Consider the following 25,342-nt stretch of genomic DNA (forward strand, 5'->3'; position numbering starts at 1 on the left):
TGATGGAATGTCCGTTTTGCACCGGAGAGGGCGGCGACGTCGTATGGCGCGACCCGGTGCTGCGCGTGGTGCTGGCGAACGAGATCGGCTACCCGGGCTTCGCTCGGGTGATCTGGCATGCCCACGTCGCCGAAATGAGCGATCTGCCCGCGGCGGCGCGCGAGCATGTGATGCGCGCCGTGTTCGCCGTCGAGACCGCCCAGCGCACGGTCATGTCGCCGCACAAGATCAACGTGGCGAGTCTGGGCAACATGGTGCCGCACGTGCACTGGCACGTGATTCCGCGATATCGCGACGACGTTCACTTTCCCGGCTCGGTCTGGAGCGCGCCGCAACGCGAGGTGCCGGCGGCGGTGCTCGCCGAGCGCGCCGCCTGGACACCCGCCCTGCGCGAGGCCCTGGTGGCGGAATTGAATCGTCTTCCGGCGTGGCCGGCATGACCGTTGAGGCCTGAGCGGCTATACTGCCGGCCGATGTGTCGCATGTCGGCGCACCGACCGATTAATCTGGAGCAAGACCATGGCTGGGCTGGAGAAAGACACGCCGATTCCCGTTTCCTTGACGCTGCATCGCACATCGAAGGTGCTGGAACTGGGCTACGAGGACGGAACACACTACCGCCTGCCGTTCGAATTCCTGCGCGTACTCTCGCCGTCGGCGGAAGTGCGCGGCCACGGCCCGGGGCAGGAGACGCTGCAAACCGGCAAGCGCGACGTCGAACTGAACGGCCTGGAGCCGGTCGGCAATTACGCCGTGCGCCCGGTGTTTTCGGACGGACACGATACCGGCATCTATTCGTGGGATTACCTCTACGAGCTGTGCGTGCGTCAGGACGCGCTGTGGCAGGAATACCTGGACAAGCTCGCGGCAGCGGGTGTCGATCGCGACACGCCGATGTCGTCGCCGGCTGCGGGTGGCTGCCACCACCATTGAGGCCCCCGGCGGGGCGCACGTGCGTGTCGCGCCCGCTTACATGAATCAGGGAGATTGCAATGGGCCAACAGACCCACTTCGGTTATGAAACCGTCGACGAGAAGGAAAAGGCCGGCAAGGTCGCCGAGGTGTTCCATTCGGTCGCGAGCAAGTACGACATCATGAATGACCTGATGTCGGGTGGACTGCACCGCATCTGGAAGGCGTTCACGATCGGGCGCGCCGCCGTGCGCCCCGGCTTCAAGGTGCTCGACATCGCGGGCGGCACCGGCGACCTCTCGAAGGCATTTGCGCGCGCGGCCGGCCCGACCGGCGAAGTCTGGCTCACCGACATCAACGAATCAATGCTGCGCGTGGGGCGCGATCGCTTGCTCGACGCGGGCATCGTCACCCCGACCCTGCTGTGCGATGCCGAAAAGCTGCCGTTCCCGTCGAACTATTTCGATGTGGTCACCGTGGCGTTTGGCCTGCGCAACATGACGCACAAGGATGCCGCACTCGCCGAAATGCGCCGCGTGATCAAGCCGGGCGGCAAGGTCATGGTGCTGGAGTTCTCGAAGGTTTGGCAGCCGCTCGAGAAGGCGTACGACACCTATTCGTTCAAGGTGCTGCCGTGGCTCGGTTCGCGCATTGCGGGCGACGCCGACAGCTACCGCTATCTGGCCGAGTCGATTCGCATGCACCCGGACCAGGAAACGCTCAAGACCCTGATGGAGCAGGCCGGTCTCGAACGTGTGGAATATCACAACCTTACCGCAGGGGTGGTCGCGCTGCATATCGGACGCAAATTCTGAGTCCGCGCTCACTTACCTGACGCGCCCCAGCGCCCCGGACTGCGGAAAAAAGCCGCGCCGGGGCGCTTCTCTAAGAACGAGCTAATTCTGCTGTGGCAGAATCGGCCGTCGCCTCATCTGGTTTCAGTACGTAAAAAAGTGCTGAACCATTCCGGTTGACGCCTGTCAGTAGACAGCAACCTATAAACTCCACGGAGAGACCAGAACGATGTTCCAGTTCCTGAAAAGCAAGCTGTTGTTGGGCGTGGTGGCCGGCGTAGTGGCGGTCGGCATGACGATCGCGGACGCCGATGCCAAACGCGTTGGCGGCGGCCGGAGCATCGGCAAGCAGTCCAGCACCGTGACGCAGCGCCAGCAGGCGCCGCAACAACCGACGCAAGCCACGCCGGGCACGGCACCGCAGCAAGCCGCACCGGCGGCTGCAGGGGCCGGTGCCGCAGGGGCGGCGGCCGCCGCCAAGCCGGCCAATCGCTGGCTCGGCCCGATCGCCGGTCTGGCGGCTGGTCTCGGTATCGCGGCCCTGCTCTCGCACTTCGGCCTGGGCGGCGCGTTCGCCAGCATGATGGCCAACGTCATCGTGATTGCGCTGATCGCCTTCGCCGTGATGTGGCTGATCCGTCGTTTCCGCGGCAATAAGTCGCAGTCCCAGACGCCGGCGTATGCGGGCGCGGGTAACGACGCGTCGAACAACACGCTGCGCCAGTCGTGGGACAGCCAGCCGCAACAACCGGCACAACCGGCGTCTTCGTCGGCCCAGCCGTCGCTGTCGGGCGTGCCCGTCGCCGCGGGGGCCGCTGCCGCAGCCGCCCCGTTCGGCGTGCCGGCCGGCTTCGACGTCGACGGATTCCTGCGCAGTGCCAAGGTGTACTTCAACCGTCTGCAAGCGGCCTGGGACAAGGGCGATCAGGCCGATATCAACGAGTTCACCACGCCGCAGATGTTCGCGGAAATCAAGATGGACCTCGAAGAGCGCGGCAAGTCGGTCAACCGCACGGACGTCGTGCAACTCAATGCCGAACTGCTTGGCATCGAGGAATCGGCCGTCGAGTATGTGGCAAGCGTTCGCTTCTCGGGCCTGATCCGCGAAGCCGAGGGTGCCGCGGCCGAGCCGTTCAACGAAGTGTGGAACCTGACCAAGCCGGTGGCCGGTAGCGGCGGCTGGGTGCTCGCCGGGATTCAACAGGCTAGCTAAGCGCACGACGGTTTTGCCGTAACCTGCCTTACAATGAGAGCCCGCGTCTAAAGCGCGGGCTCTTTTTTTTTGCCGTCCGCCGATCGTTGCCGGGCGGCGTCTTTCGGTACGACCGGCGCGCATCGCCGGCCGACCGCCAAGCTCATGACCGTAGCCGCCAAAGCCTTTGCCGCCACCGTGAACCACTTGCTTGCCCGCGAACCGTGGGCGCGCGACCGTCTGCGCCATCACATCGGGGCGTCTGCCCGGCTGGCGATGTCGGCCATCGACCTGCGTCTGCGCGTGGGCGACGACGGCTATCTGGTCGCCGCCGATGCCAACCTGTCTTGCGACGTCAGCATCGCGGTGCCGCCGGCGGCGCTCGCCGACTTCGCGGGCGGCGGTCAGGCGGCTGTCATGCGACACGTCAAGATCGAGGGCGATGCCGAGTTTGCCAACACGGTCTCCTATCTGGCCCAGCATCTGCGCTGGGAGGTGGCCGAAGACCTGAGCAAGGTGATCGGCGACGCCGCGGCACACCGGGTGACCGAAACCGGCAAGGCGGCGGTGGCCGGCGCACGCCGCACCGGCGGCACGCTGGCGCGCTCGCTCGCCGATTACCTCGTGGAAGAGAACCCGCTGCTGGTCGGGCGTGGGCGTCTCGATGCGATGCGCAGCGGCATCGGCACGCTGCGCGACGATCTCGCGCGACTGGAAAAGCGCCTGGAGAAGCTCGAACGCCAGACGGCCGGGCGCGATGCGGCAGCCGCCTCGGTATCCCGCCCCCTGGGAGGTCGCTGAACGATGCGCCTCCTGCGTCTGATCAAGATCTTTTTCGTCAGCTACCGCTACGGGCTCGACGAACTGGTGCTCTCGAGCATTCCTCATCCCATTGCACGCGGGCTGCTGCGCGTGTTGTCGTTCGGGCGCAGTGGCCTCAAAGCGCCGCGCGGCGAACGCTTGCGCCTCGCGCTTGAATCGCTGGGGCCGATTTTCGTGAAGTTCGGACAAGTGCTCTCGACGCGCCGCGATCTGATGCCGCCCGATATCGCGCAGGAACTGGCGCGTCTCCAGGATCAGGTGCCGCCGTTCGATCCGGCAGTGGCCCGCGCGAGCATCGAGAAGTCGCTGGGTCACCCGCTCGAAGACGTCTTCGTGGAATTCGAGCGCATGCCGGTCGCGAGTGCCTCGATTGCGCAGGTGCACTTCGCCCGGGTTCGCGATGGCGAGCACGCCGGCAAAGAAGTCGCGGTCAAGGTATTGCGCCCGAATATGCTCAACGTGATCGACAGCGATCTGGCGCTCATGCGCGATCTCGCCGGGTGGGTCGAGCGGCTGTGGCCAGACGGCAAACGGCTCAAGCCTCGAGAAGTGGTCGCCGAGTTCGACAAGTATCTGCACGACGAACTCGACCTGATGCGCGAGGCCGCCAACGCCGCGCAACTTCGTCGCAACTTCATCGACTCGGGCATGCTGATGGTGCCCGAGATCTATTGGGAATTCAGTTCCAGCTCCGTCCTCGTGATGGAGCGCATGCACGGGGTGCCGATCAGCCAGATCGACGTGCTGCGCGAGGCGGGCGTCGACCTCAAGAAGCTCGCGCGCGAGGGCGTCGAGATCTTCTTCACCCAGTTCCTGCGCGACGGCTTCTTCCACGCCGACATGCATCCAGGCAATATCCTGGTCAGTCTCGATCCGGCGACGTTCGGCCGGTATATCGCGCTCGACTGCGGCATCGTCGGTGCGTTGTCCGAGTTCGACAAGAACTACCTCGCCCAGAACTTCCTCGCGTTCTTCCGTCGCGACTACCACCGGGTGGCATCGCTGCACCTGGAGTCGGGCTGGGTGCCGGCCGACACGCGGGTCGAAGAACTCGAAGGGGCGATTCGCGCCGTCTGCGAGCCGTACTTCGACCGGCCGCTCAAGGAGATTTCGCTCGGGCTCGTGCTCATGCGCCTGTTCCAGACGTCGCGCCGCTTCAACGTCGAGATTCAACCGCAGCTCGTGCTGCTGCAAAAGACGCTGCTCAATATCGAAGGCCTCGGCCGTCAGCTCGACCCGGATCTGGATTTGTGGAAGACGGCCAAGCCGTTCCTCGAACGGTGGATGGCCGAACAGATCGGCCCGCGCGGCTGGCTTGAACGGCTGAAGGCCGAAGTGCCGCAGTGGAGCAAGACGATGCCGCAACTGCCGCGGCTCATCCACCAGGCGCTCGCCGCGCATGCGCGTCCGCAGGACGACACCGTGCTGCTCGCGTTACTTCAGGAGCAACGCCGCACCAATCGGCTGCTGACGGGCGCGTTCTGTCTGGTGGGCGGCGTCGCCATCGGCGTGTTGACGGCGTTTGTCTGGCTCTACGGCGGATTCTGAAAATGGCGGAGCCTATGGTGCCCATCGTCCGAACGCCTTACGTCGCATTTGCCGCCCCTCGCGAGGATGACCGGCCGGAGACGGGCGGTGCGCCCGCCGCGCCTGCCGGACCTTCCGTCCCGTCTTTCTCCCATCGCGATCCGTCGCGCGCGGAATTCTGGGACGAGCGCTTCGCGAGCGCCTTCATGCCGTGGGATGCGGCCGGGGTGCCCAGGGCGCTGCGCGACTTCGTAGCCGGCGAGGGCGCACCCCGGGCCACGCTGATCCCGGGCTGCGGCTCGGCGTATGAGGCCGCGTGGCTCGACACGCAAGGCTGGCCGGTGCGGGCCATCGACTTCTCGGCGACCGCCGTCGGGTCGGCCAAGGCGCGGCTCGGTCCACACGCGGCGCTCGTGGAACAGGCCGATTTCTTCACCTATACGCCGCCGTTCGCGCTCGAGGTGGTCTACGAGCGGGCGTTTCTCTGCGCCTTGCCCCGCACCCTCTGGCAGGACTACGCACGCCGGATGGCGCAACTGCTGCCCCAAGGTGGACGTCTGGCCGGATTTTTCTTCCTCAAGGAAACGCTGAAGGGCCCGCCGTTCGGCATCGCGCCGGACGCCCTGGATGCTCTGCTCGGTCAAGACTTCGTCTGCGAGACGGACCGGCGGGTCGACGACTCGGTGCCGGTCTTCGCCGGGGCCGAACACTGGATGATCTGGCGCCGGCGCTGAGCGTCAAACAGTCTTTCCGGCGTAACGGCGGTGACTGCGCACAGGCACCATCAGCATGCAACGTCACCCCAGACGCTAGGCAATTCCCGATATTTGCCGTCATCGAACTCGGCCGTCGCGATTTTTCCTCCCCGCGTGGCGCGCGCGCCGCTATAATCGGCCGAAATTTTTTCGCCAGGCGGCACAGCGGGCAGATAAAAGCGCTCCATCGCATCGGCCCCGTCATGCACGACCTGATTTTCTGTTGCCCGGAAGGCTGCGGCCCAAGGCGCGGTATCGTTCGCTTGCGCAGTGGCCTTTTGAGGGCGGACCGGGCGCAAGACTGACGCCGCCACGCCATGACCGACGCCCTGGGGATTGGCGGGGGCCGCGTTATGCTGATCTGGTTTGTCATACTGTATTGGGTCATTTCAGTGGCCATCGGGCTGTTGGCCGCCCTCAAGGTCCGCAATACCAAGGATTTCACCGTCGCCGGCCGTCGCCTGCCCTACGGCATGGTCATCGCCGTGGTCTTCGCCACCTGGTTCGGCTCCGAAGCGGTGCTCGGCATTCCCGCCACCTTCCTCGGCGAAGGGCTGCGCGGCGTGGTCTCGGACCCGTTCGGTTCGTCGATGTGCCTCGTGCTCGTCGGCATGTTTTTCGCCCGCAAGCTGTATCGCATGAACCTCATGACGATCGGCGACTTCTACAAGCTCAGGTACAACCGTACGGTTGAAGTGGTGACGAGTATCGCGATCGTGATCTCTTACCTCGGCTGGGTCGGCGCGCAGATCAAGGCACTGGGTCTCGTGTTTCACGCGGTGTCCGGCGGTGCGATGTCCGAGCCCACGGGCATGATCGTCGGCGCGGTCTCGGTGCTGGCCTACACGCTGCTCGGCGGCATGATCTCGGTGGCCGTGACCGACTTCATCCAGATGATCATCATCGTCGTGGGTCTCGTGTACATCGCCGTGCAAGTCTCCGGCATGGTGCCGGGCGGCGCGAGCGCGGTGATCGCGCACGCGGCGGACGCCGGCAAGTTCGTGTTCCTTCCCGAGTTGAATCCGGCCGAAGTGCTGGCGTTCATCGCGGCGGGCATCACCATGATGTTCGGCTCGATTCCTCAACAGGACGTGTTCCAGCGCGTGATGTCGTCGAAGTCGGAAAACGTGGCGGTCGCCGGTTCGGTCACGGGCGGCGTGCTGTACTTCTTCTTCACGTTCATCCCGATCTTCCTGGCCTACTCGGCGCTGCTGATCGCCCCGTCGATGGTACAGAAGTACATCGGCACCGATCCGCAACAGATCTTGCCGCAGTTGGTGCTCACTAGCGTGCCGATCGTTGCACAAGTGATGTTCTTCGGCGCGCTCCTCTCGGCGATCAAGAGTTGCGCGTCGGCCACGCTGCTGGCGCCGTCGGTGACCTTCGCCGAGAACATCGTCCGCCCGATGCTGCGCGGCCGGATTGACGACAAGCACTTGCTGCGCCTGATGCGCATCGTCGTGCTGTGCTTCACGGCGCTGGTGCTGGTGTATGCGCTCAATTCCACGGCGTCGATCTTCCACATGGTCGAGAGCGCGTACAAGGTCACGCTGGTGTGCTGTTTCGTGCCGCTGGCGTTCGGCTTGTACTGGAAGCGTTCGAGCTCGCTCGGCGGCACGCTCGCCGTGCTCTTCGGCCTGGGCGTCTGGATTGGCTGCGAATGGCTGGCGCCCGAGGCCATAGTCCCGGCGCAGTTGGCGGGCCTGGCGGCCTCGATCGCCGGCATGGTGGTCGGCTCGCTTCTCCAGCCCAACGCAGAACGCACGAAGTCGGCGGAGCCGCAGGTGTCGACGGTCTGACGAACCCACACCGGGCAGCGAAAGGGCGGCAATTGCCGCCCTTTTTCATCGGCGGGCGGTGGGCGTTCCGGCCGGAAAGCCTTCCACTACGCGGACTGCGGCCACGGGCGACCTTGATCTTGGGGCGTTGCGGCCCCATATGTCGCTGGACAAATCCCGAAAGCCTTGTGAAGCGGTTATAATTCAAGGCTTTGCGCGCCTTTTTCCGTCGGAAAGTACCATGCCTATCTATGCCTATCGTTGCGAAACATGCGGTTTCGCCAAGGATGTGCTGCAAAAAATGAGCGATGATCCGCTCTCCCAGTGCCCGGAATGCGGCAAGGACACGTTTCGCAAGCAGGTGACTGCGGCCGGGTTCCAGCTCAAGGGTTCAGGGTGGTATGTGACCGATTTCCGTGGCGGTTCGGGCGGCGCGAGTGCCTCGGGTGCGGCGTCGACCTCGTCGGCGCCGGCAGCGGCGTCGGGCGAGAGCGCGACGTCGCCCGCTTCGGCTTCGTCGTCTGGCGGCGAGTCGTCGAGCGCGCCGGCGGCGAGCTGTGGCGGCGGTTGCGCCTGCCACTGAGATAGACAGAACGATGCGCGTTCGCGCCCGGCGGCCGGATGCGCCGGGACGCGGATTCGCCTGCTGACACACCCCATAGCCGCCCACCTTCGCGAGCCCTGCCATGCGCGTTAAGAAACCCGCGTTGAAGACGATTTTCCTCACCGGCCTGCTGGTGCTGGTGCCGCTCGCCATCACGCTGTGGGTCCTCGGCCTGATCATCGGCACGATGGATCAGACCTTGCTGCTGTTGCCGGACGACTGGCAGCCGTCGCACCTCATCGGCATGCGCGTGCCCGGCTTCGGCGTGGTGGTGACGCTCGCGTTCGTGTTCGTCGTTGGCCTTCTGGCGCATAATTTCATCGGCCAGAAGCTGGTCGGCTGGTGGGAAGCCATCCTGACGCGCATTCCCATCGTTGGACCGCTGTATGGCAGCGTCAAGCAGGTGTCCGACACCTTGCTGTCCAGCAACGGCAACGCGTTTCGCAAGGCGTTGCTCGTGCGATATCCGCACGCGGATTCCTGGACCATCGCTTTCCTGACCGGCGCGCCGGGCGGCGACGTGGTCAATCATTTGCAGGGCGAGTTCGTGAGCGTCTATGTCCCGACGACGCCGAACCCGACGTCGGGTTTCTTCCTGATGATGCGGGCGAGCGACGTGGTCGAACTCGACATGACGGTCGATGCCGCCCTCAAGTACATCGTATCGATGGGCGTGGTGGCGCCCGCCCACAACCCGCGCCAGCAACGTCCCGGTCCGCTCCTCTGAGCCACTGGGAATCGCCGGCGCCATTTTTTGAAAATCGGAACAGCAAAATGTCCATGCGTACCTCCTACTGCGGTCTGGTGACCGAGCAACAACTGGGCCAAACGGTCAAGCTGTGTGGCTGGGTCAATCGCCGCCGCGATCACGGCGGGGTCATTTTCATCGACCTGCGCGATCGCGAAGGTCTGGTGCAGGTCGTGTGCGATCCGGACCGCGCGGAGATGTTCAAGGCCGCCGAAGGCCTGCGCAATGAATTCTGCGTGCAGATCACGGGCCTGGTGCGCAGCCGTCCGGCGGGCACCGAGAACGCCAACCTCACGAGCGGCAAGATCGAAGTGCTGTGCCACGCGCTCGAAGTGCTCAACCCGTCGGTCACGCCCCCGTTCCAGCTCGACGACGAAAACCTGTCGGAAACCACGCGCCTCACGCATCGCGTGCTGGATCTGCGTCGTCCGCAGATGCAATACAACCTGCGCCTGCGCTACAAGGTGGCGATGGAAGTGCGCAAATATCTCGATGCGCAAGGCTTCATCGACATCGAGACCCCGATGCTCACGAAGAGCACCCCGGAAGGCGCGCGCGACTATCTGGTGCCCTCGCGTGTGAATGCGGGCATGTTCTTCGCGCTGCCGCAGTCGCCGCAGCTCTTCAAGCAGCTCTTGATGGTGGCCGGCTTCGACCGCTATTACCAGATCACCAAGTGCTTCCGCGATGAAGACCTGCGCGCTGACCGTCAGCCGGAATTCACGCAGATCGACTGCGAAACCTCGTTCCTCTCGGAGCAGGAAATCCGCGATCTGTTCGAGAACATGATTCGTCACGTGTTCAAGGAAGCCATCGACGTCGACCTCGACGCCAAGGTGCCGGTCATGGAGTACGCGGAAGCGATGCGTCGCTTCGGCTCCGACAAGCCGGATCTGCGCGTGAAGCTCGAATTCACCGAGCTGACCGACGTGATGGGCGACGTGGACTTCAAGGTGTTCTCGGTGCCGGCCACGACCGAGGGCGGTCGCGTGGTTGCGCTGCGCGTGCCGGGCGGTGCGGAGATCTCGCGTAGCGAAATCGACGCCTACACCGATTTCGTGAAGATCTACGGCGCGAAGGGCCTGGCGTGGATCAAGGTCAACGAAGTGGCCAAGGGGCGCGACGGTCTGCAAAGCCCGATCGTGAAGAATCTGCACGACGCCGCCGTTGCCTCGATTCTCGAGCGTACCGGCGCGCAGGACGGCGACATCATTTTCTTCGGTGCGGACAAGGCCAAGGTGGTGAACGACGGTATCGGCGCGTTGCGTCTGAAGATCGGTCACTCGGAATTCGGCAAGAGCCACGGCCTGTTCGAAGCCGGCTGGCGTCCGCTGTGGGTGGTCGACTTCCCGATGTTCGAGTACGACGAGGAAGATGCCCGCTGGGTCGCGTGCCATCACCCGTTCACGAGCCCGAAGGACGAGCACATCGACTACCTCGAGACCGATCCGGGCAAGTGTCTGGCCAAGGCCTACGACATGGTGCTCAACGGCTGGGAAATCGGCGGCGGTTCGGTCCGTATCTTCCAGGAAGACGTGCAGAGCAAGGTGTTCCGTGCGCTCAATCTCGGCGAGGAAGAAGCCCGTGCAAAGTTCGGCTTCCTGCTCGACGCGCTCCAGTACGGCGCGCCGCCGCACGGGGGCATCGCGTTCGGTCTGGACCGCGTCATCACGATGATGGCCGGTGCCGATTCGATCCGCGACGTGATCGCGTTCCCGAAGACGCAACGTGCGCAGGATCTGCTCACGCAGGCACCGTCGTCGGTCGACGAGCGTCAACTGCGCGACCTGCATATCCGTCTGCGCCAGCCGGAAGCGCCCAAGGCCTGACGTGGCTCACGGGGTCGCTCGTCGGCCCCGCACGCAAGGCTGAAAGCCCCCTCTGCCGTCAGGCGAGGGGGCTTTCGTTTTTCGGGGGCATCGCGCATGCCGCAACCCCCGGCGTTTGCCCTATACAATGCGTCATCGGTGCCGGTCTTCGGTGCCGTTCTCGAATCGCCACCTGCATGAAACCCTTCAAGATTCCCGAATCCGTGCTCGTCGTGATCTATACGCCGGCGCTCGACGTTTTGCTCATCGAGCGTGCGGACGCCGAGAACTTCTGGCAGTCGGTCACCGGCAGCAAGGACCGGCTCGACGAACCGCTGCTCGAGACGGCCGTGCGCGAAGTCTTCGAGGAGACCGGTATTCGCGTGGCAAACGGAACCCCGGTACCCGCCGCTGCGCTGACCGATTGGCAGCACGAAATTCAGTACAACATCTATCCGCGTTGGGCCCATCGCTATGCACCGGGCGTGACGCGCAATACGGAACACTGGTTCGGCTTGTGCGTGCCGCAGAACACCGCCGTGACGCTCTCGCCGCGCGAGCATGTCGCCTACGCCTGGCTGCCGTGGGAAGCGGCCGCCGCGCGTTGTTTCTCACCGTCGAACGGCGATGCCATCCGGCAGTTGCCGTTGCGCGTGCGCTAGCCGCGGCACGGCGCGCCGATGAGCAAGTACCTGCCGTTTTCCCGCGATAACGATCTGACGCTGCTCTATCTCGGTCAGCGCTACTTCGCAGCCCTCATCGCCGCCATCGACCGCGCCACCCGCGACGTGGCGCTCGAGACATATATCTTCGAGGCCGACGAGGCGGGGCAGCAAGTCGCCGCAGCGCTGCAACGCGCCGCGCAACGCGGCGTTGCGGTACGCGTCATCCTCGACGGCATCGGCACGAGCCGCCGACTGCCGTTTCTCGCCGACTGGCGCGAGAGCGGTGTGGCGTATCGCATCTACAATCCGAGACTGTTCGGAAAGTTCGGTTTCTCGCGCACGCACCGCAAGCTGGCCATCGTCGATCACACGGTGGCATTCGTCGGCGGCATCAACATCATCGACGACGACAACGCCGGTGGCGACACCCGCATGGACGATCCGCGCTGGGACTTTGCCGTGCAATGCCGCGGTCCCCTCGTCACTGAGATCTCCATCGCGTTTCACATTCAGTGGCTGCGCCTCGCGCCGGGGTATCTGGGGACGCCGTTCCGTCATCGTCGCCGCGGGCAACGTGGGCGTTTGCACGCCCCTTACGCCGGTCAGGCGGCCTTCGTGGCACGCGATAACCTGCACAATCGTCGCGCGGTCGAAAAGGCGTATCTGATGGCGCTGGGCCGCGCGCGCCACGAGGTTTGGCTCGCGAATCCCTATTTCGTGCCCGGCCGCCGGCTGCGACGTGCACTGACGCAGGCGGCCCAACGCGGCGTGGCGGTGCATCTGCTGATCGGCCGCAACGAGTTCCGCCTGCTCGACGCCGCGGTGCCCTGGCTTTACGCGAAGTTGCTCGATGCCGGCGTGCGCATCGGCGAGTACGACGTGCGTCAACTGCATGGCAAGGTGGCTGTCGTCGACGACGTATGGGCGACGGTCGGCTCCTCCAATCTGGATGCGCTGTCGCTGTTCCTGAATCACGAAGCCAACGTGGTGGTGCTCGACGACCCGCTGGTCATCGAACTGCGCGACCATATCCGCCGAGCCTTTGACGAGGCGCGTCTCATCGACCCCGCCCGCTACGGCGCACGCTCGCGCTGGCGGCGCTTCCGCCAGTGGATGGCGTATCGCCTCTATCGCCTGACGATGCGGCTCCTCACGCGCGGCAAATACGACTGATTCTCGGGCGGATGCCGACGGATGATCCGCCATTGCTCATTGCCCTCGGCCCTTTGCCAACGTCGCCGAACCCCCCTCCGACGGCTACCGATTAGGTATTCCGATCTAATAAATTCCTTGTTCGCCCATGGGCGTCCCTCAATAATAGGACGGCCGTTCGATTTTTTGGTTAGCATCGGAGAACGGATAACCAAAGCGATGCCAAACATATGCGAAAGGGTGAACAGACACGAGCCGCCATCCTGAATGCCGCGCTGGAACTTGCGGGGCGCGATGGACTTGAGGGGCTGACGATCGGCTTGCTGGCTGATCGTATGCAGATGAGCAAGAGCGGCGTCTTCGCGCATTTCGGTTCGCGCGAGGACTTGCAGATTGAAGTGCTGCGCGAATATCACCGGCGTTTCGAGGACGAGGTATTCGCCCCCGGGATGGAAGCCCCGCGCGGCTTGCCGCGACTCAGGGCACTGGTGGATCGCTGGATGGACAAGCGCATTCGCGAGGTGACGACGGGCTGTATCTATATTAGCGGTGCCGTCGAGTACGACGATCGCGCGGCCAGTCCGGTGCGCGAGGCCTTGGTGAAGAGCGTGCGGTTGTGGCGATCGGCCCTGCTGCGCGCGATCACGCAAGCGAAGGAGGAGGGGCATCTGCGCGAGGACACCGATCCGCGTCTGATGCTCTTTGAAATGTACAGCCTGACACTTGGCTTGCATCACGACGCGCGGTTCCTCCGGGAGCCGGGGGCAGTCGAGATGACCCGGGTGGCGCTGGAAAAACTGATTTCGTCTTATCAGCGCGGGTGAGGCGCGAGCCGTCCGCGATTCAATTCGATTTGTTCGGAGGAGTAGGTCATGGGACAGTACAACGCGCCGCTGCGCGACATGCAGTTCGTTTTGCACGAGCTGCTGGGCGTGGAAAACGAATTGAAGGCATTGCCGAAACACGCGGACATCGACGCCGACACCATCAACCAGGTGCTCGAAGAGGCCGGCAAGTTCTGCAGCGAAGTCGTCTTCCCGCTGAATCAGGTGGGTGATCGCGAGGGCTGCAAGTACGAAGGCGATGGCGTGGTCACGACGCCGACCGGGTTCAAGCAGGCCTATCAGCAATACGTCGAGGCCGGCTGGCCCTCACTGGCGTGCGACCCCGCGTTCGGAGGCCAAGGGCTGCCGCAGGTCGTCAACAACGCCCTGTATGAAATGCTCAACTCCGCCAACCAGGCCTGGACGATGTATCCCGGCCTGTCGCACGGCGCTTACGAGTGTCTGCATGCGCATGGCACGCCTGAGCAGCAATCCACCTATCTGCCGAAGATCGTATCGGGCGAATGGACCGGTACGATGTGCCTGACCGAGCCGCATTGCGGCACCGACCTGGGCATGCTGCGCACGAAGGCCGAGCCGAATGGCGACGGCTCGTACGCCATCTCTGGTACCAAGATCTTCATCTCCGCCGGCGAGCACGACATGGCCGCCAACATCGTCCACCTTGTGCTGGCCCGCCTGCCGGACGCGCCGCCGGGAACGAAGGGCATTTCGCTGTTCGTCGTGCCGAAGTTCATCCCCGACGCGAATGGCGCACCGGGTGAGCGCAACGGCATCAAGTGCGGCTCGATCGAGCATAAGATGGGCATTCACGGCAACGCCACCTGCGTGATGAACCTCGACGGCGCGCGCGGCTGGCTCGTCGGCGAGCCGAACAAGGGCTTGAACGCCATGTTCGTGATGATGAACGCCGCGCGTCAGGGCGTGGGCATGCAGGGCATGGGCCTGACGGAAGTCGCTTACCAGAACTCGCTGGTGTACGCGAAGGAGCGCATCCAGATGCGCTCGCTCACCGGCCCGAAGGCCCCCGACAAGCCGGCGGATCCGATCATCGTGCATCCGGACGTGCGGCGCATGCTGCTCACGCAAAAGGCCTATGTGGAAGGCGGTCGTGCGTTCTCGTACTGGACCGCGCTGCATATCGACAAGGAACTGTCGCATGGTGACGAAGCCGAGCGCCGCGAGGCGGCGGATCTGGTCGCGCTGCTCACGCCGATCATCAAGGCTTTCCTGACCGACAATGCGTTCGAGTGCACCAACCACGCGATGCAGATCTACGGCGGCCACGGCTTCATCTCCGAGTGGGGCATGGAGCAGTATGTGCGCGATGCACGCATCAACATGATCTACGAGGGCACGAACTCGATTCAGGCGCTCGACCTGCTGGGCCGCAAGGTGCTCGGCGACATGGGGGCGAAGCTCAAGAAGTTCGGCAAGCTCGTGCAGGACTTCGTCGAGGCCGAAGGCACGAAGGAAGAAATGCAGGAGTTCGTCAATCCGCTCGCGGACATCGGCGACAAGGTGCAGAAGCTGACGATGGAAATCGGCATGAAGGCCATGACCAATCCAGACGAAGTGGGCGCCGCCTCGGTGCCGTATCAGCGCGTGGTCGGCCATCTCGTGTTCGCTTACTTCTGGGCACGCATGGCGCGCATCGCGCTTGACAAGCAAGGCAGCGGCGACAAGTTCTACGAATCGAAGCTCGCCACGGCGCGTTTCTATTTCGCCAAGTTGCTGCCGGAGACCGCGTCGCAAATCCGCATGGCCCGTGCCGGTGCGAAGACGCTGATGGAAGTCGACGTCGACCTGTTCTGAGAGCGGAGGAGATCACCGTGAGCCAAACCAACAAACCCCTGGTCGTACGCAAGGTCGCTGTGCTGGGCGCCGGCGTGATGGGTGCGCAGATCGCCGCGCACCTCGTCAATGCGAAAGTGCCCGTCGTGCTGTTCGATCTGCCGGCCAAGGAAGGCCCGAAGAACGGCATCGTCCTGCGTGCCATCGACGGCCTGAAGAAGCTGAGCCCCGCGCCGTTCGCCGACAAGGCCGACGCGCAATACATCGAAGCGGCGAATTACGAGGACGACCTTGCAACCCTCGCCGGCTGCGACGTGGTGATCGAAGCGATCGCCGAGCGCATGGACTGGAAGCATGACCTGTACAAGAAGGTCGCGCCGCATCTGGCCAAGCATGCGATCTTCGCGTCGAACACGTCGGGTCTGTCGATCACCGAACTCTCGGAAGGCTTTGACGCCGACCTCAAGTCGCGCTTCTGCGGCGTGCACTTCTTCAACCCGCCGCGCTATATGCATCTGGTCGAACTGATTCCGACCGCGACCACCGCGCCGGCCATCCTCGATCAGCTCGAAACGTTCCTCACCTCCACGCTCGGCAAGGGCGTGGTGCGCGCGAAGGACACGCCGAACTTCATCGCCAACCGGGTGGGGGTGTTCTCGATCCTGGCGGTGTTCGCCGAAGCGCAGAAGTATGGCATTCCGTTCGATGTGGTCGATGACCTGACCGGCAGCAAGCTGGGTCGTGCCAAGTCGGCCACGTTCCGCACGGCCGACGTGGTCGGTCTGGACACGATGGCACACGTCATCAAGACGATGCAGGACGGGCTCAAGGACGACCCGTTCGCGTCGACGTACGCCACACCGCCCGTGCTCAAGGCACTCGTAGAAAAGGGCGCACTGGGCCAGAAGACGGGCGCGGGTTTCTACAAGAAGGAAGGCAAGGTCATCAAGGTGCTCGACCCGCAATCGGGCGAGTATGTCGAGTCGGGCAAGAAGGCCGACGAGATGGTCGTGCGCATTCTGAAGAAAGCGCCGGCCGAGCGTCTGCGTCTGCTGCGCGAATCGACGAACCCGCAGGCACAGTTCCTGTGGGCGGTGTTCCGCGATGTGTTCCATTACATCGGTGTGTATCTCGAGCAGATCGCCGACAACGCACGTGAAGTCGACTTCGCCATTCGCTGGGGCTTCGGCTGGAGCACCGGTCCGTTCGAGGACTGGCAGGCTGCGGGCTGGAAGGACATTGCGCAGTGGGTGCAGGAAGACATCGACGCCGGTCAGGCGCTCTCGAGCGCGCCGCTGCCCAAGTGGGTGACGAGCGGCAAGGTCGCCGAGGCGGGCGGTGTGCACACGGCGGCGGGCTCGTATGCGCCGGCCAAAGATGCGTTTGTACCGCGCAGCACGCTGCCGGTGTATCAGCGTCAGGTCTTCCCGGCCTCGCTCGTGGGCGATGCCAGCGCCGACCCGCGCAAATTCGGCAAGACCATCGAGGAGAACGACGCCGTGCGCCTGTGGGTCGACGAGACCCCAGGGCAGGACGACGTGCTTATCGTCTCGTTCAAGTCGAAGATGAACACCATCGGGCCGGCCGTCATCGACGGGCTGACCCGTGCGATCGATCTGGCCGAGCAGCAATATCGCGGTGTGGTCGTATGGCAGCCCACGTCGCTCAAACTCGGTGCGCCGGGGGGGCCGTTCTCTGCCGGCGCCGATCTCGAAGCGGCCATGCCCGCGTTCATGATGGGCGGCGCGAAGGGCATCGAGCCGTTCATCAAGAAGTTCCAGGACGGCATGATGCGTGTGAAGTACGCGCAGGTGCCGGTCGTCTCGGCCGTCTCCGGCATTGCGCTGGGCGGCGGGTGCGAGCTGTTGCTGCATAGCGCGAAGCGCGTGGCGGCGCTCGAGAGCTACATCGGTCTCGTGGAAGTCGGCGTGGGCCTGGTGCCGGCCGGCGGTGGCCTGAAGGAAGCGGCGATCCGCGCGGCCGACGCCGCGACCTCGGCGGGGAGCGTGCAGTATCTCCAGTTCGTCACCAAGTCGTTTACCAACGCGGCGATGGCAAAGGTCTCGGCCTCGGCGCTCGACGCCCGCGACATGGGCTATCTGAAGCCGACGGACACCATCGTGTACAACGTGCACGAACTGCTGTCGGTCGCCCGTAACGAAGCGCGTGCGCTGGCCGTTGCCGGCTATCGTCCGCCGCTCAAGCCGGCCGGCATTCCTGTGGCCGGTCGCTCGGGGATCTCGACCATCAAGGCGTCGCTCGTGAATATGCGAGACGGCAACTTCATCTCGGCGCACGACTTCCTGATCGCCTCGCGCATCGCCGAAGCCGTGTGCGGCGGCGACGTCGAAGCGGGCAGCCTCGTGAACGAAGAATGGCTGCTGGCGCTCGAGCGTCGCGCCTTCATCGACCTGCTGGGCACGTCGAAGACCCAGGAACGCATCATGGGCATGCTGCAATCCGGCAAGCCGGTGCGCAACTAAGCCGATCGGAGACTGACATGAGCAAACAACTGCAAGACGCCTACATCGTTGCCGCCACGCGCGCGCCGATCGGCAAGGCACCCAAGGGCAGCTACAAGAACACGCGTCCGGACGACCTGCTCGCGACCATTCTCAAGAGCGCGCTCGCGCAGGTACCGGATCTCGATCCGAAGGTCATCGAAGACGCCATCATCGGTTGTGCCATTCCCGAAGCCCAGCAGGGCCTGAACGTGGCGCGTATCGGCGCGCTGCTCTCGGGTCTGCCGAACACGGTGGGCGGGGTGACCGTCAACCGCTTCTGCGCCTCGGGCCTCACCGCGCTCGCGATGGCGGCGGACCGCATTCGTGTGGGCGAAGCCGACGCAATGTTCGCGGGGGGTATCGAGAGCATGAGCATGGTGCCGATGATGGGCAACACGCCGTCGCTCTCGCCGTCGATCTTCGAGCGCGACGAGAACGTGGGCATCGCCTATGGCATGGGGTTGACCGCCGAGAAGGTGGCGCAGCAATGGGGCGTGACGCGCGACGCGCAGGACGCCTTCGCACTGGCCTCGCACCAGAAGGCGATCCAGGCGCAACAGGCCGGTGAATTCACGAACGAGATCACGCCGATCGAGATCGTCGAACGCTTTCCGAACCTGGCGACTGGCGAAGTGTCGATCAAGACGCGCACGCTGTCGCTCGACGAAGGCCCGCGTCCGGATACGTCGATCGAAGGGCTGGGCAAACTGCGTCCGGTGTTCGCGAACAAGGGCTCGGTCACGGCCGGCAACAGTTCGCAGACGTCGGATGGTGCCGGCGCGCTGCTCGTCGTGAGTGAGAAGATTCTCAAGCAGTTCAACCTCACGCCGCTCGCCCGTTTCGTGTCGTTCGCCGTGCGCGGCGTGCCGCCCGAGATCATGGGTATCGGTCCGAAGGAAGCGATTCCCGCGGCACTGCGTGCGGCGGGCCTGTCGCAGCAGGACATGGACTGGATCGAATTGAACGAGGCGTTTGCCGCGCAGGCCCTTGCCGTCATCAAGGATCTGGATCTCGATACCCGCAAGGTCAACCCGATGGGCGGCGCCATCGCGCTGGGCCACCCGCTGGGCGCAACCGGTGCGATCCGCGCCGCGACCGTGGTGCACGCGCTGCGCCGTCACAACCTGAAGTACGGGATGGTGACCATGTGCGTGGGGACCGGCATGGGCGCGGCGGGGATTCTCGAGCGCATGTAAGCGGGCGCGCCGCAGGCCGTCGGCGGGCAATCGTCAGACATGCGGCGGACGACGGCCCAAGGCGCCGGGGTGCGGGTTCGCAACAGCGTGACCGCCCCCGGCGTTGTCATCTACGACGGGCAGCGACCCGGCGTCGCGAGATGCCTGGAACACCCGAGGAGACCCACGAGATGGAAGACGTATTGGTGCATCGCCAGGGCGCGGTGCAGGTGCTGACCTTCAACCGCGCGCACAAGAAGAATGCGATTACCGCCGCGATGTATCAGGCAATGGCCGAAGGCATTGCCGAGGCGGAGGCCGATCCGTCGTTGCGCGTGATGCTGATCCAGGGGCAGCCTGAGGCTTTTTCGGCGGGCAACGATCTCGAAGATTTCCTGAAGAACCCGCCGAAGGACGAGGACGCCCCCGTGTTCCAGTTCCTGCGTGCGATCAGCCAGGCAACCAAACCCATTGTGGCGGCCGTGGCAGGCAATGCGGTGGGCGTCGGCACGACGCTGCTGCTGCACTGCGATGTGGTGTATGCCACGCAAACCGCACGCTTCTCGCTGCCGTTCTCGCAACTGGCGTTGTGTCCGGAGGCGGCGTCGAGCTGGCTGCTGCCGCGCGTGGCGGGCTACCAGCGTGCCGCCGAAAAGCTGCTTTTCGGTGAGCCGTTCGACGTGAACGAGGCCGTCGCGATGGGCTTCGTCAACCGTGTTGTGCCGGCGGACGAACTGGCCGACTACGCCACGCAGCGCGCCGCGCAACTCGCGGCCATGCCGGCGGGGTCGCTGCGCGTGACCAAGCAGTTGATGAAGGGCGACAGCGCGCAAGCGGTGCAGTCGCGTATTCGCGACGAGGCGTTGGAATTCGGTAAACGGCTCGTCTCTCCGGAAGCGCGTGAGGCGTTCACGGCGTTCTTCGAGAAGCGCAAGCCGGATTTCAGTCAGTTTTCATAACGCCCCCGCCGTCGCCGGGAAGACTCGGAGGCACAGCAGGCGCATTAACGCCGCACGCCTCATTCTGCGAGACGGCGGCGTTTTTTTCGTTGGCGGACGCTCAGCTCGCCGTGTCGAGCTTGGGCAGCGGGCGCGGACGGCGATCTTCGTCGGTCGCCACGTAAGTGACCATCGCCTCGGTGACCTTGACGATCTCGTGCGACAGGCGCATGCGCTGCGCATAGGCCTCGACGTAGACAGTGATCGACGTATTGCCGGTCTTCACGATCGTCGCGTAAAAGCTCAGCAAGTCGCCCACGAACACCGGCTCCTTGAACAGGAACGAGTTGACGGCAATGGTCGCCACGCGACCGTTGGCGCGCTGTGCGGCGGGGATCGAGCCGGCAATGTCGACCTGCGACATGATCCAGCCGCCGAATACGTCGCCGTGGGCGTTGGCGTCGGCAGGCATCGGCAGCACGCGCAACGCCAGTTCTTTTTCTTCGGGCAGGGCCGTGAGGGCAGCAGTCGAGGTACTCATGAGGATCCTTGCGTGAGCCGGGAAGACTGCGAAAGTCGGAAACCGCGATAAAGACGGCGACGGCACGCCGCTGCCGGTCCTTCTTCGGGTTTCCACGGGCGGGAGAGCCGCCCGGCGTCGGCTCAGCATGAGACGCCGGGTTCTGCGAAAATACGCCATCGACGATTTTAGCGGAAAGCCCTCGAACGAGCCGGACGCCGCCCCTCCCCATCATGAGACGTTACTCTTCGGCCGAGCCTGCACCGACGGCCTCCGACGCCGCTCGCCCCCCCCGCGGCGACTGGCAAGTCATCAAATCGCTGTTCCCGTATCTGCTCGAATTCCGCGGACGCGTCACGCTGGCGCTGTCGTGCCTCGTCATGGCGAAGGTGGCCAACCTCGGCGTGCCCATCATCATGAAGCACATCGTCGACGGGCTCGGCCCCGCGGCGACCTTCTCCGCCACGGCGCGCGCATCGGGCGATGCGAGCCTGATCGTCGTGGGCGGGCTAGGTCTGCTGGTCGTGGCATACGGGGTGGTGCGCCTGTCCACGTCGCTCTTCACCGAACTGCGGGAAATGCTGTTCTCGAAGGTGACGGAAAGCGCGGTGCGGCAAATCGCGCTCAAGGTGTTTCGCCATTTGCACGCGCTGTCGCTGCGCTTTCACCTGGAGCGTCAGACGGGCGGCATGAGTCGCGACATCGAGCGCGGCACGCGGGGCATCCAGTCGATGATCTCGTACTCGCTCTACAGCATTCTGCCCACGCTCATCGAGGTGGCGCTCGTGCTCGGCTTCTTCGTCGTGCGCTACGACGCGTTTTACGCCATCGTCACGCTCGTGGCACTGTCGTTCTACATCGTGTTCACGGTGAAAGTCACGGAGTGGCGCACGCATTTTCGTCGCACCATGAACGAACTCGACTCGAAAGCCAACGCGCGCGCCATCGATTCGCTGATCAACTACGAGACGGTGAAGTATTTCGGTAACGAGGCGTTCGAGACGCAGCGTTACGACGAGAACCTCAAGCGCTATCGTGCGGCGGCGATTCGGTCGCAGAACTCGCTCTCGGTGTTGAATTTCGGGCAGCAGGCGATCATCGCGACCGGACTTATCCTGATTCTTTGGCATGCCACCCAAGGCGTAATGAGTGGGCGCATGACGCTCGGCGATCTCGTGCTCGTCAACACGTTCATGCTGCAGCTCTACATTCCGCTGAATTTCCTCGGCGTGATCTACCGCGAACTCAAACAGGCGATGACCGACATGGATCGCATGTTCACGTTGCTCGACGTGAATCGCGAAGTCGCCGATCCGCCGGGTGCGGCGCCGCTCGTCTGTCATGGCGGCACCGTGCGTTTCGAGCACGTGAATTTCGGGTACGAGGCGTCGCGCCAGATTCTGCACGACGTCGATTTCACCGTGGCGGCGGGCACGACCACGGCCGTCGTCGGACACAGCGGCTCCGGCAAATCGACGCTCTCACGCCTGCTGTTCCGCTTCTACGACGTCGGCTTCCCCGGCGCGGCGGCGGGGCGCATCACCATCGACGGGCAGGACATTCGCGACGTTACGCAGGACTCGCTGCGCGCGGCCATCGGTATCGTGCCGCAGGACACCGTGCTGTTCAACGACACGATCTACTACAACATCGCGTACGGCAATCCGTCGGCGTCGCGCGAGCAGGTCATCGCCGCGGCCCGTGCGGCGCATATCCACGACTTCATCGAGAGCCTGCCGGCCGGCTATGAGTCGATGGTCGGCGAGCGCGGGCTCAAGCTCTCCGGCGGCGAGAAGCAGCGCGTGGCGATTGCGCGCACCCTTCTCAAGAATCCGCACATCCTGATTTTCGACGAGGCGACCTCGGCGCTGGACTCGCGCTCCGAGCAGGCGATTCAGGCGGAGTTGCGCAACATCGCCCGTGAACGCACGACGCTCGTCATCGCGCACCGCCTCTCGACGGTCGTGCACGCCGCGCAGATCATCGTGCTCGACAAGGGCCGCATCGTGGAGCGCGGCACGCACGACGACCTGCTGCGTGCCGAAGGACTCTACGCGCAGATGTGGGCGTTGCAACAGCAGCGTCGCGACGGGGAGGGGGATGCCGAGGCGTCGCACTTCGCCACGGTGGTGTCCTGAGGGGCGCGGCGACTCGGCCGTCGGGCGGAAGGCAGGGCGGTTGGGCCGTTGAGCCGTTGGGCAGTTGGGCAGTTGGACGACTGGCGCGGACGCGGGCCTGTGCGCCGGCCGGACGATTGAGTAGACTAGCGCGCTGACATCGCCGACGCGGGAGTGCCGCATGGAAATCAAATGGCTCGAGGACTTCGTGTCGCTCGCCAAGACGAACAGTTTCAGTCGTTCGGCTGAGTTGCGCCATGTGACGCAGCCCGCGTTCTCGCGCCGGATTCAGTCGCTCGAAGCGTGGCTCGGCAGCGAACTGATCGACCGATCGAGTTACCCCACGCGCCTCACCGCGGCCGGCGAAGTGTTCTATGAACAGGCGCTGGCATTGCTCTCGCAAGCGCAGGAAGCGCGCGCCTTGCTGCGCGAACAGCGCTCGGCCGACCATTCGGTGCTCGATTTCGCCGTGCCGCACACGCTGTCGATGACGTTCTTCCCGCGATGGCTCAAGGCGCTGGAGAAGCGTCTGGGCCTGCTGCGCAGCCGTCTGCGTGCGCTCAACGTGCACGACGCGGCGATGTCGCTGACCGATGGAGGCTGCGATCTCCTGATGTGCTACTACCATCCGAGCCAGCCCTTGCAACTCGATGCGGCGCGCTACGAGATGATCGTGCTCGGCAGCGAGCGGTTCAGCCCCTACAGCGCCCCGACGCCGCACAAGCGCCCCCGCTTCAAGTTGCCTGGCACGCCAGACGCGCCGGTGCCCTACCTCGCCTACACGGCGAATGCCTATCTCGGCCGGATGACCGACCTGCTTGCCGGCGACGCGTCGAGCCGGCTGCATCTGGACAAGGTGTACGAGACGGATATGGCCGAGGCGCTCAAGGCGATGGTGCTCGCCGGACACGGTGTGGCCTTTCTGCCGGAAAGCGCCGTGATCGATTCGGTCGCGCGCGGCGAGTTGGTCGATCTCGCGCCCTCGGGCAAGGCGGCGGCCCCATGGCATCTGGACATGGAAATTCGCCTGTATCGCGACCGTCTGGCCTATACCGATGCCAGCAACCGGCGCGAGCTGACCAAGCGCGATGCGGTCGAGGCGTTCTGGCAAGCCGTGCGCGATCAGATCAAAGGCTGACCGGCGTTCGTGCCGGATCGGGGCGATGCGCGTCGATTCGCGGAAGGTCGCGATGATTTCATGCGGGTGGTATAACTATGCACGAATTGCATAGTTGCATGTTTATTCGGCATTGGATTGTTCTCGGGGGTTCTCGGTAAAGTGCCAGCCATTCGTGTCGCAAGCACGGTATGTGCGTGCGGCGCAGATTGAAGCCGGAGAATTCCATAATGTCGCAAACGTCACATATCTTGCCTTCCTACCTGCAGGCCGATGATCTCGGTCCGTGGGGCAACTACCTTCAACAGGTCGACCGCGTCACGCCTTACCTGGGCACATTGTCGCGTTGGGTCGAAACCCTCAAGCGTCCCAAGCGCATCCTGATCGTCGACTGCCCGATCGAACTCGACAACGGCACCATCGCCCATTTCGAGGGCTATCGTGTCCAGCACAATACTTCACGCGGCCCCGGCAAGGGCGGTGTGCGTTTCCACCAGGATGTCACGCTGTCCGAAGTCATGGCGCTGTCGGCCTGGATGTCGGTCAAGAACGCGGCGGTGAACGTGCCTTACGGCGGTGCCAAGGGCGGCATTCGCGTTGACCCGCGAAAGCTCTCGCGCGGCGAGCTCGAGCGCCTGACGCGTCGTTACACCAGCGAAATCAACATCATCATCGGGCCGACGAAGGATATTCCGGCGCCGGACGTCAACACCAATGAGCAGATCATGGCGTGGATGATGGATACCTACTCGATGAACGAGGGGTCCACGGCCACCGGCGTGGTGACCGGCAAGCCGATTTCGCTGGGTGGCTCGCTGGGCCGTCGTGAAGCCACGGGCCGCGGCGTGTTCGTGGTGAGTTGCGAGGCGGCCCGCCGTCTGGGACTCGACGTGCGCGGCGCACGCGTGGTGGTGCAGGGCTTCGGCAACGTGGGGGGCATTGCCGCCCGTCTGTTCCACGAGGCTGGTGCGCATGTCATCGGCGTGCAAGATCACACGGGTACGATCTACAAGTCCGACGGCCTCGACGTGCCGAACCTGCTCAAGCACGTGGCCGAAACTGGCGGCGTGGGCGGCTTCCCGGCGGCTGAGACCATCAAGGACGACGAGTTCTGGTCGCTGGACTGCGAGTTCATGATTCCGGCGGCACTCGAAAACCAGATCACCGAGAAAAACGCCGACAAGATCCGCGCGAAGATCGTGGTCGAAGGGGCCAATGGCCCGACGACGACGGCGGCCGACGACATTTTGCGCAGCAAGAACATTCTTGTCGTGCCGGACGTGGTGGCCAACGCCGGCGGCGTGACGGTCTCGTACTTCGAGTGGGTGCAGGATTTCTCGAGCTTCTTCTGGACCGAGGAAGAGATCAACCACCGTCTGGAGCGCATCATGCGCGAAGCGTTCGATGGCGTGTGGCATGTGGCGCAGGAGCATAAGGTTTCGCTGCGTACTGCCGCATTCATCGTGGCGTGTACCCGGATTCTGCAAGCCCGCGAGATGCGCGGTCTGTACCCCTGATCAGGCGGTGCTGTCCAGCTAAGTAGTAATACGCAATAATGCGTAAAACAGAATGTTC

General features: G+C 64.4%; 23 protein-coding genes. 21 read left to right on the plus strand and 2 right to left on the minus strand.

All coding sequences use genetic code 11. The features are described from left to right. Window positions 1-2 precede the first annotated feature (2 nt). From PCE31107_RS04255 to PCE31107_RS04285, 7 genes are all read left to right on the plus strand, one after another. A complete protein-coding gene (locus tag PCE31107_RS04255; protein WP_130027711.1) occupies window positions 3-440 on the plus strand; it encodes an HIT family protein in 438 nt (145 codons plus the stop codon). 79 nt (window positions 441-519) lie between these two features. Continuing rightward, window positions 520-933: a gamma-butyrobetaine hydroxylase family protein gene (locus tag PCE31107_RS04260; RefSeq protein ID WP_150606692.1), complete on the plus strand. Its 414-nt coding sequence runs from the start codon at window positions 520-522 to the stop codon at window positions 931-933. Window positions 934-992: 59 nt separating this feature from the next. Further along, window positions 993-1,727, plus strand: a complete 735-nt coding sequence (ubiE, locus tag PCE31107_RS04265; RefSeq protein WP_130024941.1) for a bifunctional demethylmenaquinone methyltransferase/2-methoxy-6-polyprenyl-1,4-benzoquinol methylase UbiE — start codon at window positions 993-995, stop codon at window positions 1,725-1,727. A 208-nt stretch (window positions 1,728-1,935) separates the two neighbouring features. Continuing rightward, window positions 1,936-2,919 carry a Tim44 domain-containing protein gene (locus tag PCE31107_RS04270; RefSeq protein ID WP_150606694.1) on the plus strand — a complete coding sequence of 328 codons (984 nt, stop codon included), beginning with the start codon at window positions 1,936-1,938 and terminating at the stop codon, window positions 2,917-2,919. A gap of 144 nt (window positions 2,920-3,063) precedes the next feature. Beyond that, complete coding sequence (locus PCE31107_RS04275) at window positions 3,064-3,699, plus strand: ubiquinone biosynthesis accessory factor UbiJ (RefSeq protein WP_039830728.1); 636 nt, start codon at window positions 3,064-3,066, stop codon at window positions 3,697-3,699. A gap of 3 nt (window positions 3,700-3,702) precedes the next feature. After that, window positions 3,703-5,268, plus strand: coding sequence for a ubiquinone biosynthesis regulatory protein kinase UbiB (gene ubiB / locus PCE31107_RS04280; protein ID WP_130024943.1), 1,566 nt, complete (start codon window positions 3,703-3,705; stop codon window positions 5,266-5,268). 14 nt (window positions 5,269-5,282) lie between these two features. Further along, entirely contained in the window at window positions 5,283-5,981 is a 699-nt protein-coding gene (locus PCE31107_RS04285; RefSeq protein ID WP_150606696.1) for a methyltransferase domain-containing protein, read from the plus strand. 50 nt (window positions 5,982-6,031) lie between these two features. Here PCE31107_RS04285 and PCE31107_RS04290 read toward each other — a convergent pair whose 3' ends face one another. Continuing rightward, entirely contained in the window at window positions 6,032-6,301 is a 270-nt protein-coding gene (locus tag PCE31107_RS04290) for a hypothetical protein (protein ID WP_150606698.1), read from the minus strand. Window positions 6,302-6,355: 54 nt separating this feature from the next. Between PCE31107_RS04290 and PCE31107_RS04295 the strand changes: the two genes are divergently transcribed. The 11 genes from PCE31107_RS04295 to PCE31107_RS04345 all read left to right on the plus strand — a co-directional run bounded on the left by PCE31107_RS04295 (window position 6,356) and on the right by PCE31107_RS04345 (window position 20,034). After that, the gene (locus tag PCE31107_RS04295; protein WP_150606922.1) at window positions 6,356-7,801 is read left to right on the plus strand and encodes a high affinity choline transporter 1; all 1,446 of its coding nucleotides are present in this window, start codon (window positions 6,356-6,358) and stop codon (window positions 7,799-7,801) included. Between the two features lie 220 nt (window positions 7,802-8,021). After that, window positions 8,022-8,363, plus strand: a complete 342-nt coding sequence (locus tag PCE31107_RS04300) for an FmdB family zinc ribbon protein (RefSeq protein WP_130024946.1) — start codon at window positions 8,022-8,024, stop codon at window positions 8,361-8,363. Window positions 8,364-8,466: 103 nt separating this feature from the next. Beyond that, complete coding sequence (locus PCE31107_RS04305; RefSeq protein ID WP_017235625.1) at window positions 8,467-9,111, plus strand: DUF502 domain-containing protein; 645 nt, start codon at window positions 8,467-8,469, stop codon at window positions 9,109-9,111. Between the two features lie 47 nt (window positions 9,112-9,158). Continuing rightward, window positions 9,159-10,961 (plus strand): aspartate--tRNA ligase, encoded by a 1,803-nt coding sequence (aspS, locus tag PCE31107_RS04310; protein ID WP_130024947.1) that lies wholly within the window; start codon window positions 9,159-9,161, stop codon window positions 10,959-10,961. Window positions 10,962-11,137: 176 nt separating this feature from the next. Then, window positions 11,138-11,602, plus strand: a complete 465-nt coding sequence (gene nudB, locus PCE31107_RS04315; RefSeq protein WP_130024948.1) for a dihydroneopterin triphosphate diphosphatase — start codon at window positions 11,138-11,140, stop codon at window positions 11,600-11,602. Window positions 11,603-11,620: 18 nt separating this feature from the next. Then, a complete protein-coding gene (clsB, locus tag PCE31107_RS04320) occupies window positions 11,621-12,778 on the plus strand; it encodes a cardiolipin synthase ClsB (protein ID WP_130024949.1) in 1,158 nt (385 codons plus the stop codon). Between the two features lie 209 nt (window positions 12,779-12,987). After that, a complete protein-coding gene (locus tag PCE31107_RS04325) occupies window positions 12,988-13,581 on the plus strand; it encodes a TetR/AcrR family transcriptional regulator (RefSeq protein WP_130024950.1) in 594 nt (197 codons plus the stop codon). Between the two features lie 48 nt (window positions 13,582-13,629). Next, window positions 13,630-15,417: an acyl-CoA dehydrogenase C-terminal domain-containing protein gene (locus PCE31107_RS04330; RefSeq protein ID WP_130024951.1), complete on the plus strand. Its 1,788-nt coding sequence runs from the start codon at window positions 13,630-13,632 to the stop codon at window positions 15,415-15,417. 17 nt (window positions 15,418-15,434) lie between these two features. Continuing rightward, the gene (locus PCE31107_RS04335) at window positions 15,435-17,879 is read left to right on the plus strand and encodes a 3-hydroxyacyl-CoA dehydrogenase/enoyl-CoA hydratase family protein (protein WP_150606700.1); all 2,445 of its coding nucleotides are present in this window, start codon (window positions 15,435-15,437) and stop codon (window positions 17,877-17,879) included. A gap of 17 nt (window positions 17,880-17,896) precedes the next feature. Next, window positions 17,897-19,096 (plus strand): acetyl-CoA C-acyltransferase, encoded by a 1,200-nt coding sequence (locus PCE31107_RS04340; RefSeq protein ID WP_130024952.1) that lies wholly within the window; start codon window positions 17,897-17,899, stop codon window positions 19,094-19,096. Between the two features lie 170 nt (window positions 19,097-19,266). After that, window positions 19,267-20,034, plus strand: a complete 768-nt coding sequence (locus PCE31107_RS04345) for an enoyl-CoA hydratase (RefSeq protein WP_150606702.1) — start codon at window positions 19,267-19,269, stop codon at window positions 20,032-20,034. Between the two features lie 100 nt (window positions 20,035-20,134). Here the strand turns inward: PCE31107_RS04345 and PCE31107_RS04350 are convergent, their stop codons facing one another. Further along, complete coding sequence (locus tag PCE31107_RS04350; RefSeq protein ID WP_017235634.1) at window positions 20,135-20,554, minus strand: acyl-CoA thioesterase; 420 nt, start codon at window positions 20,552-20,554, stop codon at window positions 20,135-20,137. A 212-nt stretch (window positions 20,555-20,766) separates the two neighbouring features. Here PCE31107_RS04350 and PCE31107_RS04355 point away from each other — a divergent pair, with 212 nt between their 5' ends. From PCE31107_RS04355 to PCE31107_RS04365, 3 genes are all read left to right on the plus strand, one after another. Further along, window positions 20,767-22,671, plus strand: coding sequence for an ABCB family ABC transporter ATP-binding protein/permease (locus tag PCE31107_RS04355; protein ID WP_150606704.1), 1,905 nt, complete (start codon window positions 20,767-20,769; stop codon window positions 22,669-22,671). A gap of 160 nt (window positions 22,672-22,831) precedes the next feature. Continuing rightward, window positions 22,832-23,788, plus strand: a complete 957-nt coding sequence (locus PCE31107_RS04360; RefSeq protein WP_150606706.1) for a LysR family transcriptional regulator — start codon at window positions 22,832-22,834, stop codon at window positions 23,786-23,788. Window positions 23,789-23,997: 209 nt separating this feature from the next. Then, window positions 23,998-25,284 carry a Glu/Leu/Phe/Val family dehydrogenase gene (locus PCE31107_RS04365; protein WP_017235637.1) on the plus strand — a complete coding sequence of 429 codons (1,287 nt, stop codon included), beginning with the start codon at window positions 23,998-24,000 and terminating at the stop codon, window positions 25,282-25,284. The last annotated feature ends 58 nt before the right edge of the window (window positions 25,285-25,342 follow it).

Origin of the sequence: Pandoraea cepalis (assembly GCF_902459625.1) — a bacterium.
In the GTDB taxonomy this organism is placed as follows: Bacteria; Pseudomonadota; Gammaproteobacteria; order Burkholderiales; family Burkholderiaceae; genus Pandoraea; species Pandoraea cepalis.

What these genes read in the sequence shown, in the direction of transcription:
- PCE31107_RS04255 (WP_130027711.1), top strand. Translation starts at nt 3, where the DNA reads ATGGAATGTCCGTTTTGCACCGGAGAGGGCGGCGACGTCGTATGGCGC.
- PCE31107_RS04340 (WP_130024952.1), top strand. Translation starts at nt 17,897, where the DNA reads ATGAGCAAACAACTGCAAGACGCCTACATCGTTGCCGCCACGCGCGCG.
- clsB (WP_130024949.1), top strand. Translation starts at nt 11,621, where the DNA reads ATGAGCAAGTACCTGCCGTTTTCCCGCGATAACGATCTGACGCTGCTC.
- PCE31107_RS04305 (WP_017235625.1), top strand. Translation starts at nt 8,467, where the DNA reads ATGCGCGTTAAGAAACCCGCGTTGAAGACGATTTTCCTCACCGGCCTG.
- PCE31107_RS04285 (WP_150606696.1), top strand. Translation starts at nt 5,283, where the DNA reads ATGGTGCCCATCGTCCGAACGCCTTACGTCGCATTTGCCGCCCCTCGC.
- PCE31107_RS04270 (WP_150606694.1), top strand. Translation starts at nt 1,936, where the DNA reads ATGTTCCAGTTCCTGAAAAGCAAGCTGTTGTTGGGCGTGGTGGCCGGC.
- PCE31107_RS04300 (WP_130024946.1), top strand. Translation starts at nt 8,022, where the DNA reads ATGCCTATCTATGCCTATCGTTGCGAAACATGCGGTTTCGCCAAGGAT.
- PCE31107_RS04325 (WP_130024950.1), top strand. Translation starts at nt 12,988, where the DNA reads ATGCGAAAGGGTGAACAGACACGAGCCGCCATCCTGAATGCCGCGCTG.
- PCE31107_RS04365 (WP_017235637.1), top strand. Translation starts at nt 23,998, where the DNA reads ATGTCGCAAACGTCACATATCTTGCCTTCCTACCTGCAGGCCGATGAT.
- ubiB (WP_130024943.1), top strand. Translation starts at nt 3,703, where the DNA reads ATGCGCCTCCTGCGTCTGATCAAGATCTTTTTCGTCAGCTACCGCTAC.
- PCE31107_RS04330 (WP_130024951.1), top strand. Translation starts at nt 13,630, where the DNA reads ATGGGACAGTACAACGCGCCGCTGCGCGACATGCAGTTCGTTTTGCAC.
- PCE31107_RS04360 (WP_150606706.1), top strand. Translation starts at nt 22,832, where the DNA reads ATGGAAATCAAATGGCTCGAGGACTTCGTGTCGCTCGCCAAGACGAAC.
- PCE31107_RS04295 (WP_150606922.1), top strand. Translation starts at nt 6,356, where the DNA reads ATGCTGATCTGGTTTGTCATACTGTATTGGGTCATTTCAGTGGCCATC.
- PCE31107_RS04355 (WP_150606704.1), top strand. Translation starts at nt 20,767, where the DNA reads ATGAGACGTTACTCTTCGGCCGAGCCTGCACCGACGGCCTCCGACGCC.
- PCE31107_RS04350 (WP_017235634.1), bottom strand. Translation starts at nt 20,554, where the DNA reads ATGAGTACCTCGACTGCTGCCCTCACGGCCCTGCCCGAAGAAAAAGAA.
- nudB (WP_130024948.1), top strand. Translation starts at nt 11,138, where the DNA reads ATGAAACCCTTCAAGATTCCCGAATCCGTGCTCGTCGTGATCTATACG.
- aspS (WP_130024947.1), top strand. Translation starts at nt 9,159, where the DNA reads ATGTCCATGCGTACCTCCTACTGCGGTCTGGTGACCGAGCAACAACTG.
- PCE31107_RS04345 (WP_150606702.1), top strand. Translation starts at nt 19,267, where the DNA reads ATGGAAGACGTATTGGTGCATCGCCAGGGCGCGGTGCAGGTGCTGACC.
- ubiE (WP_130024941.1), top strand. Translation starts at nt 993, where the DNA reads ATGGGCCAACAGACCCACTTCGGTTATGAAACCGTCGACGAGAAGGAA.
- PCE31107_RS04275 (WP_039830728.1), top strand. Translation starts at nt 3,064, where the DNA reads ATGACCGTAGCCGCCAAAGCCTTTGCCGCCACCGTGAACCACTTGCTT.
- PCE31107_RS04260 (WP_150606692.1), top strand. Translation starts at nt 520, where the DNA reads ATGGCTGGGCTGGAGAAAGACACGCCGATTCCCGTTTCCTTGACGCTG.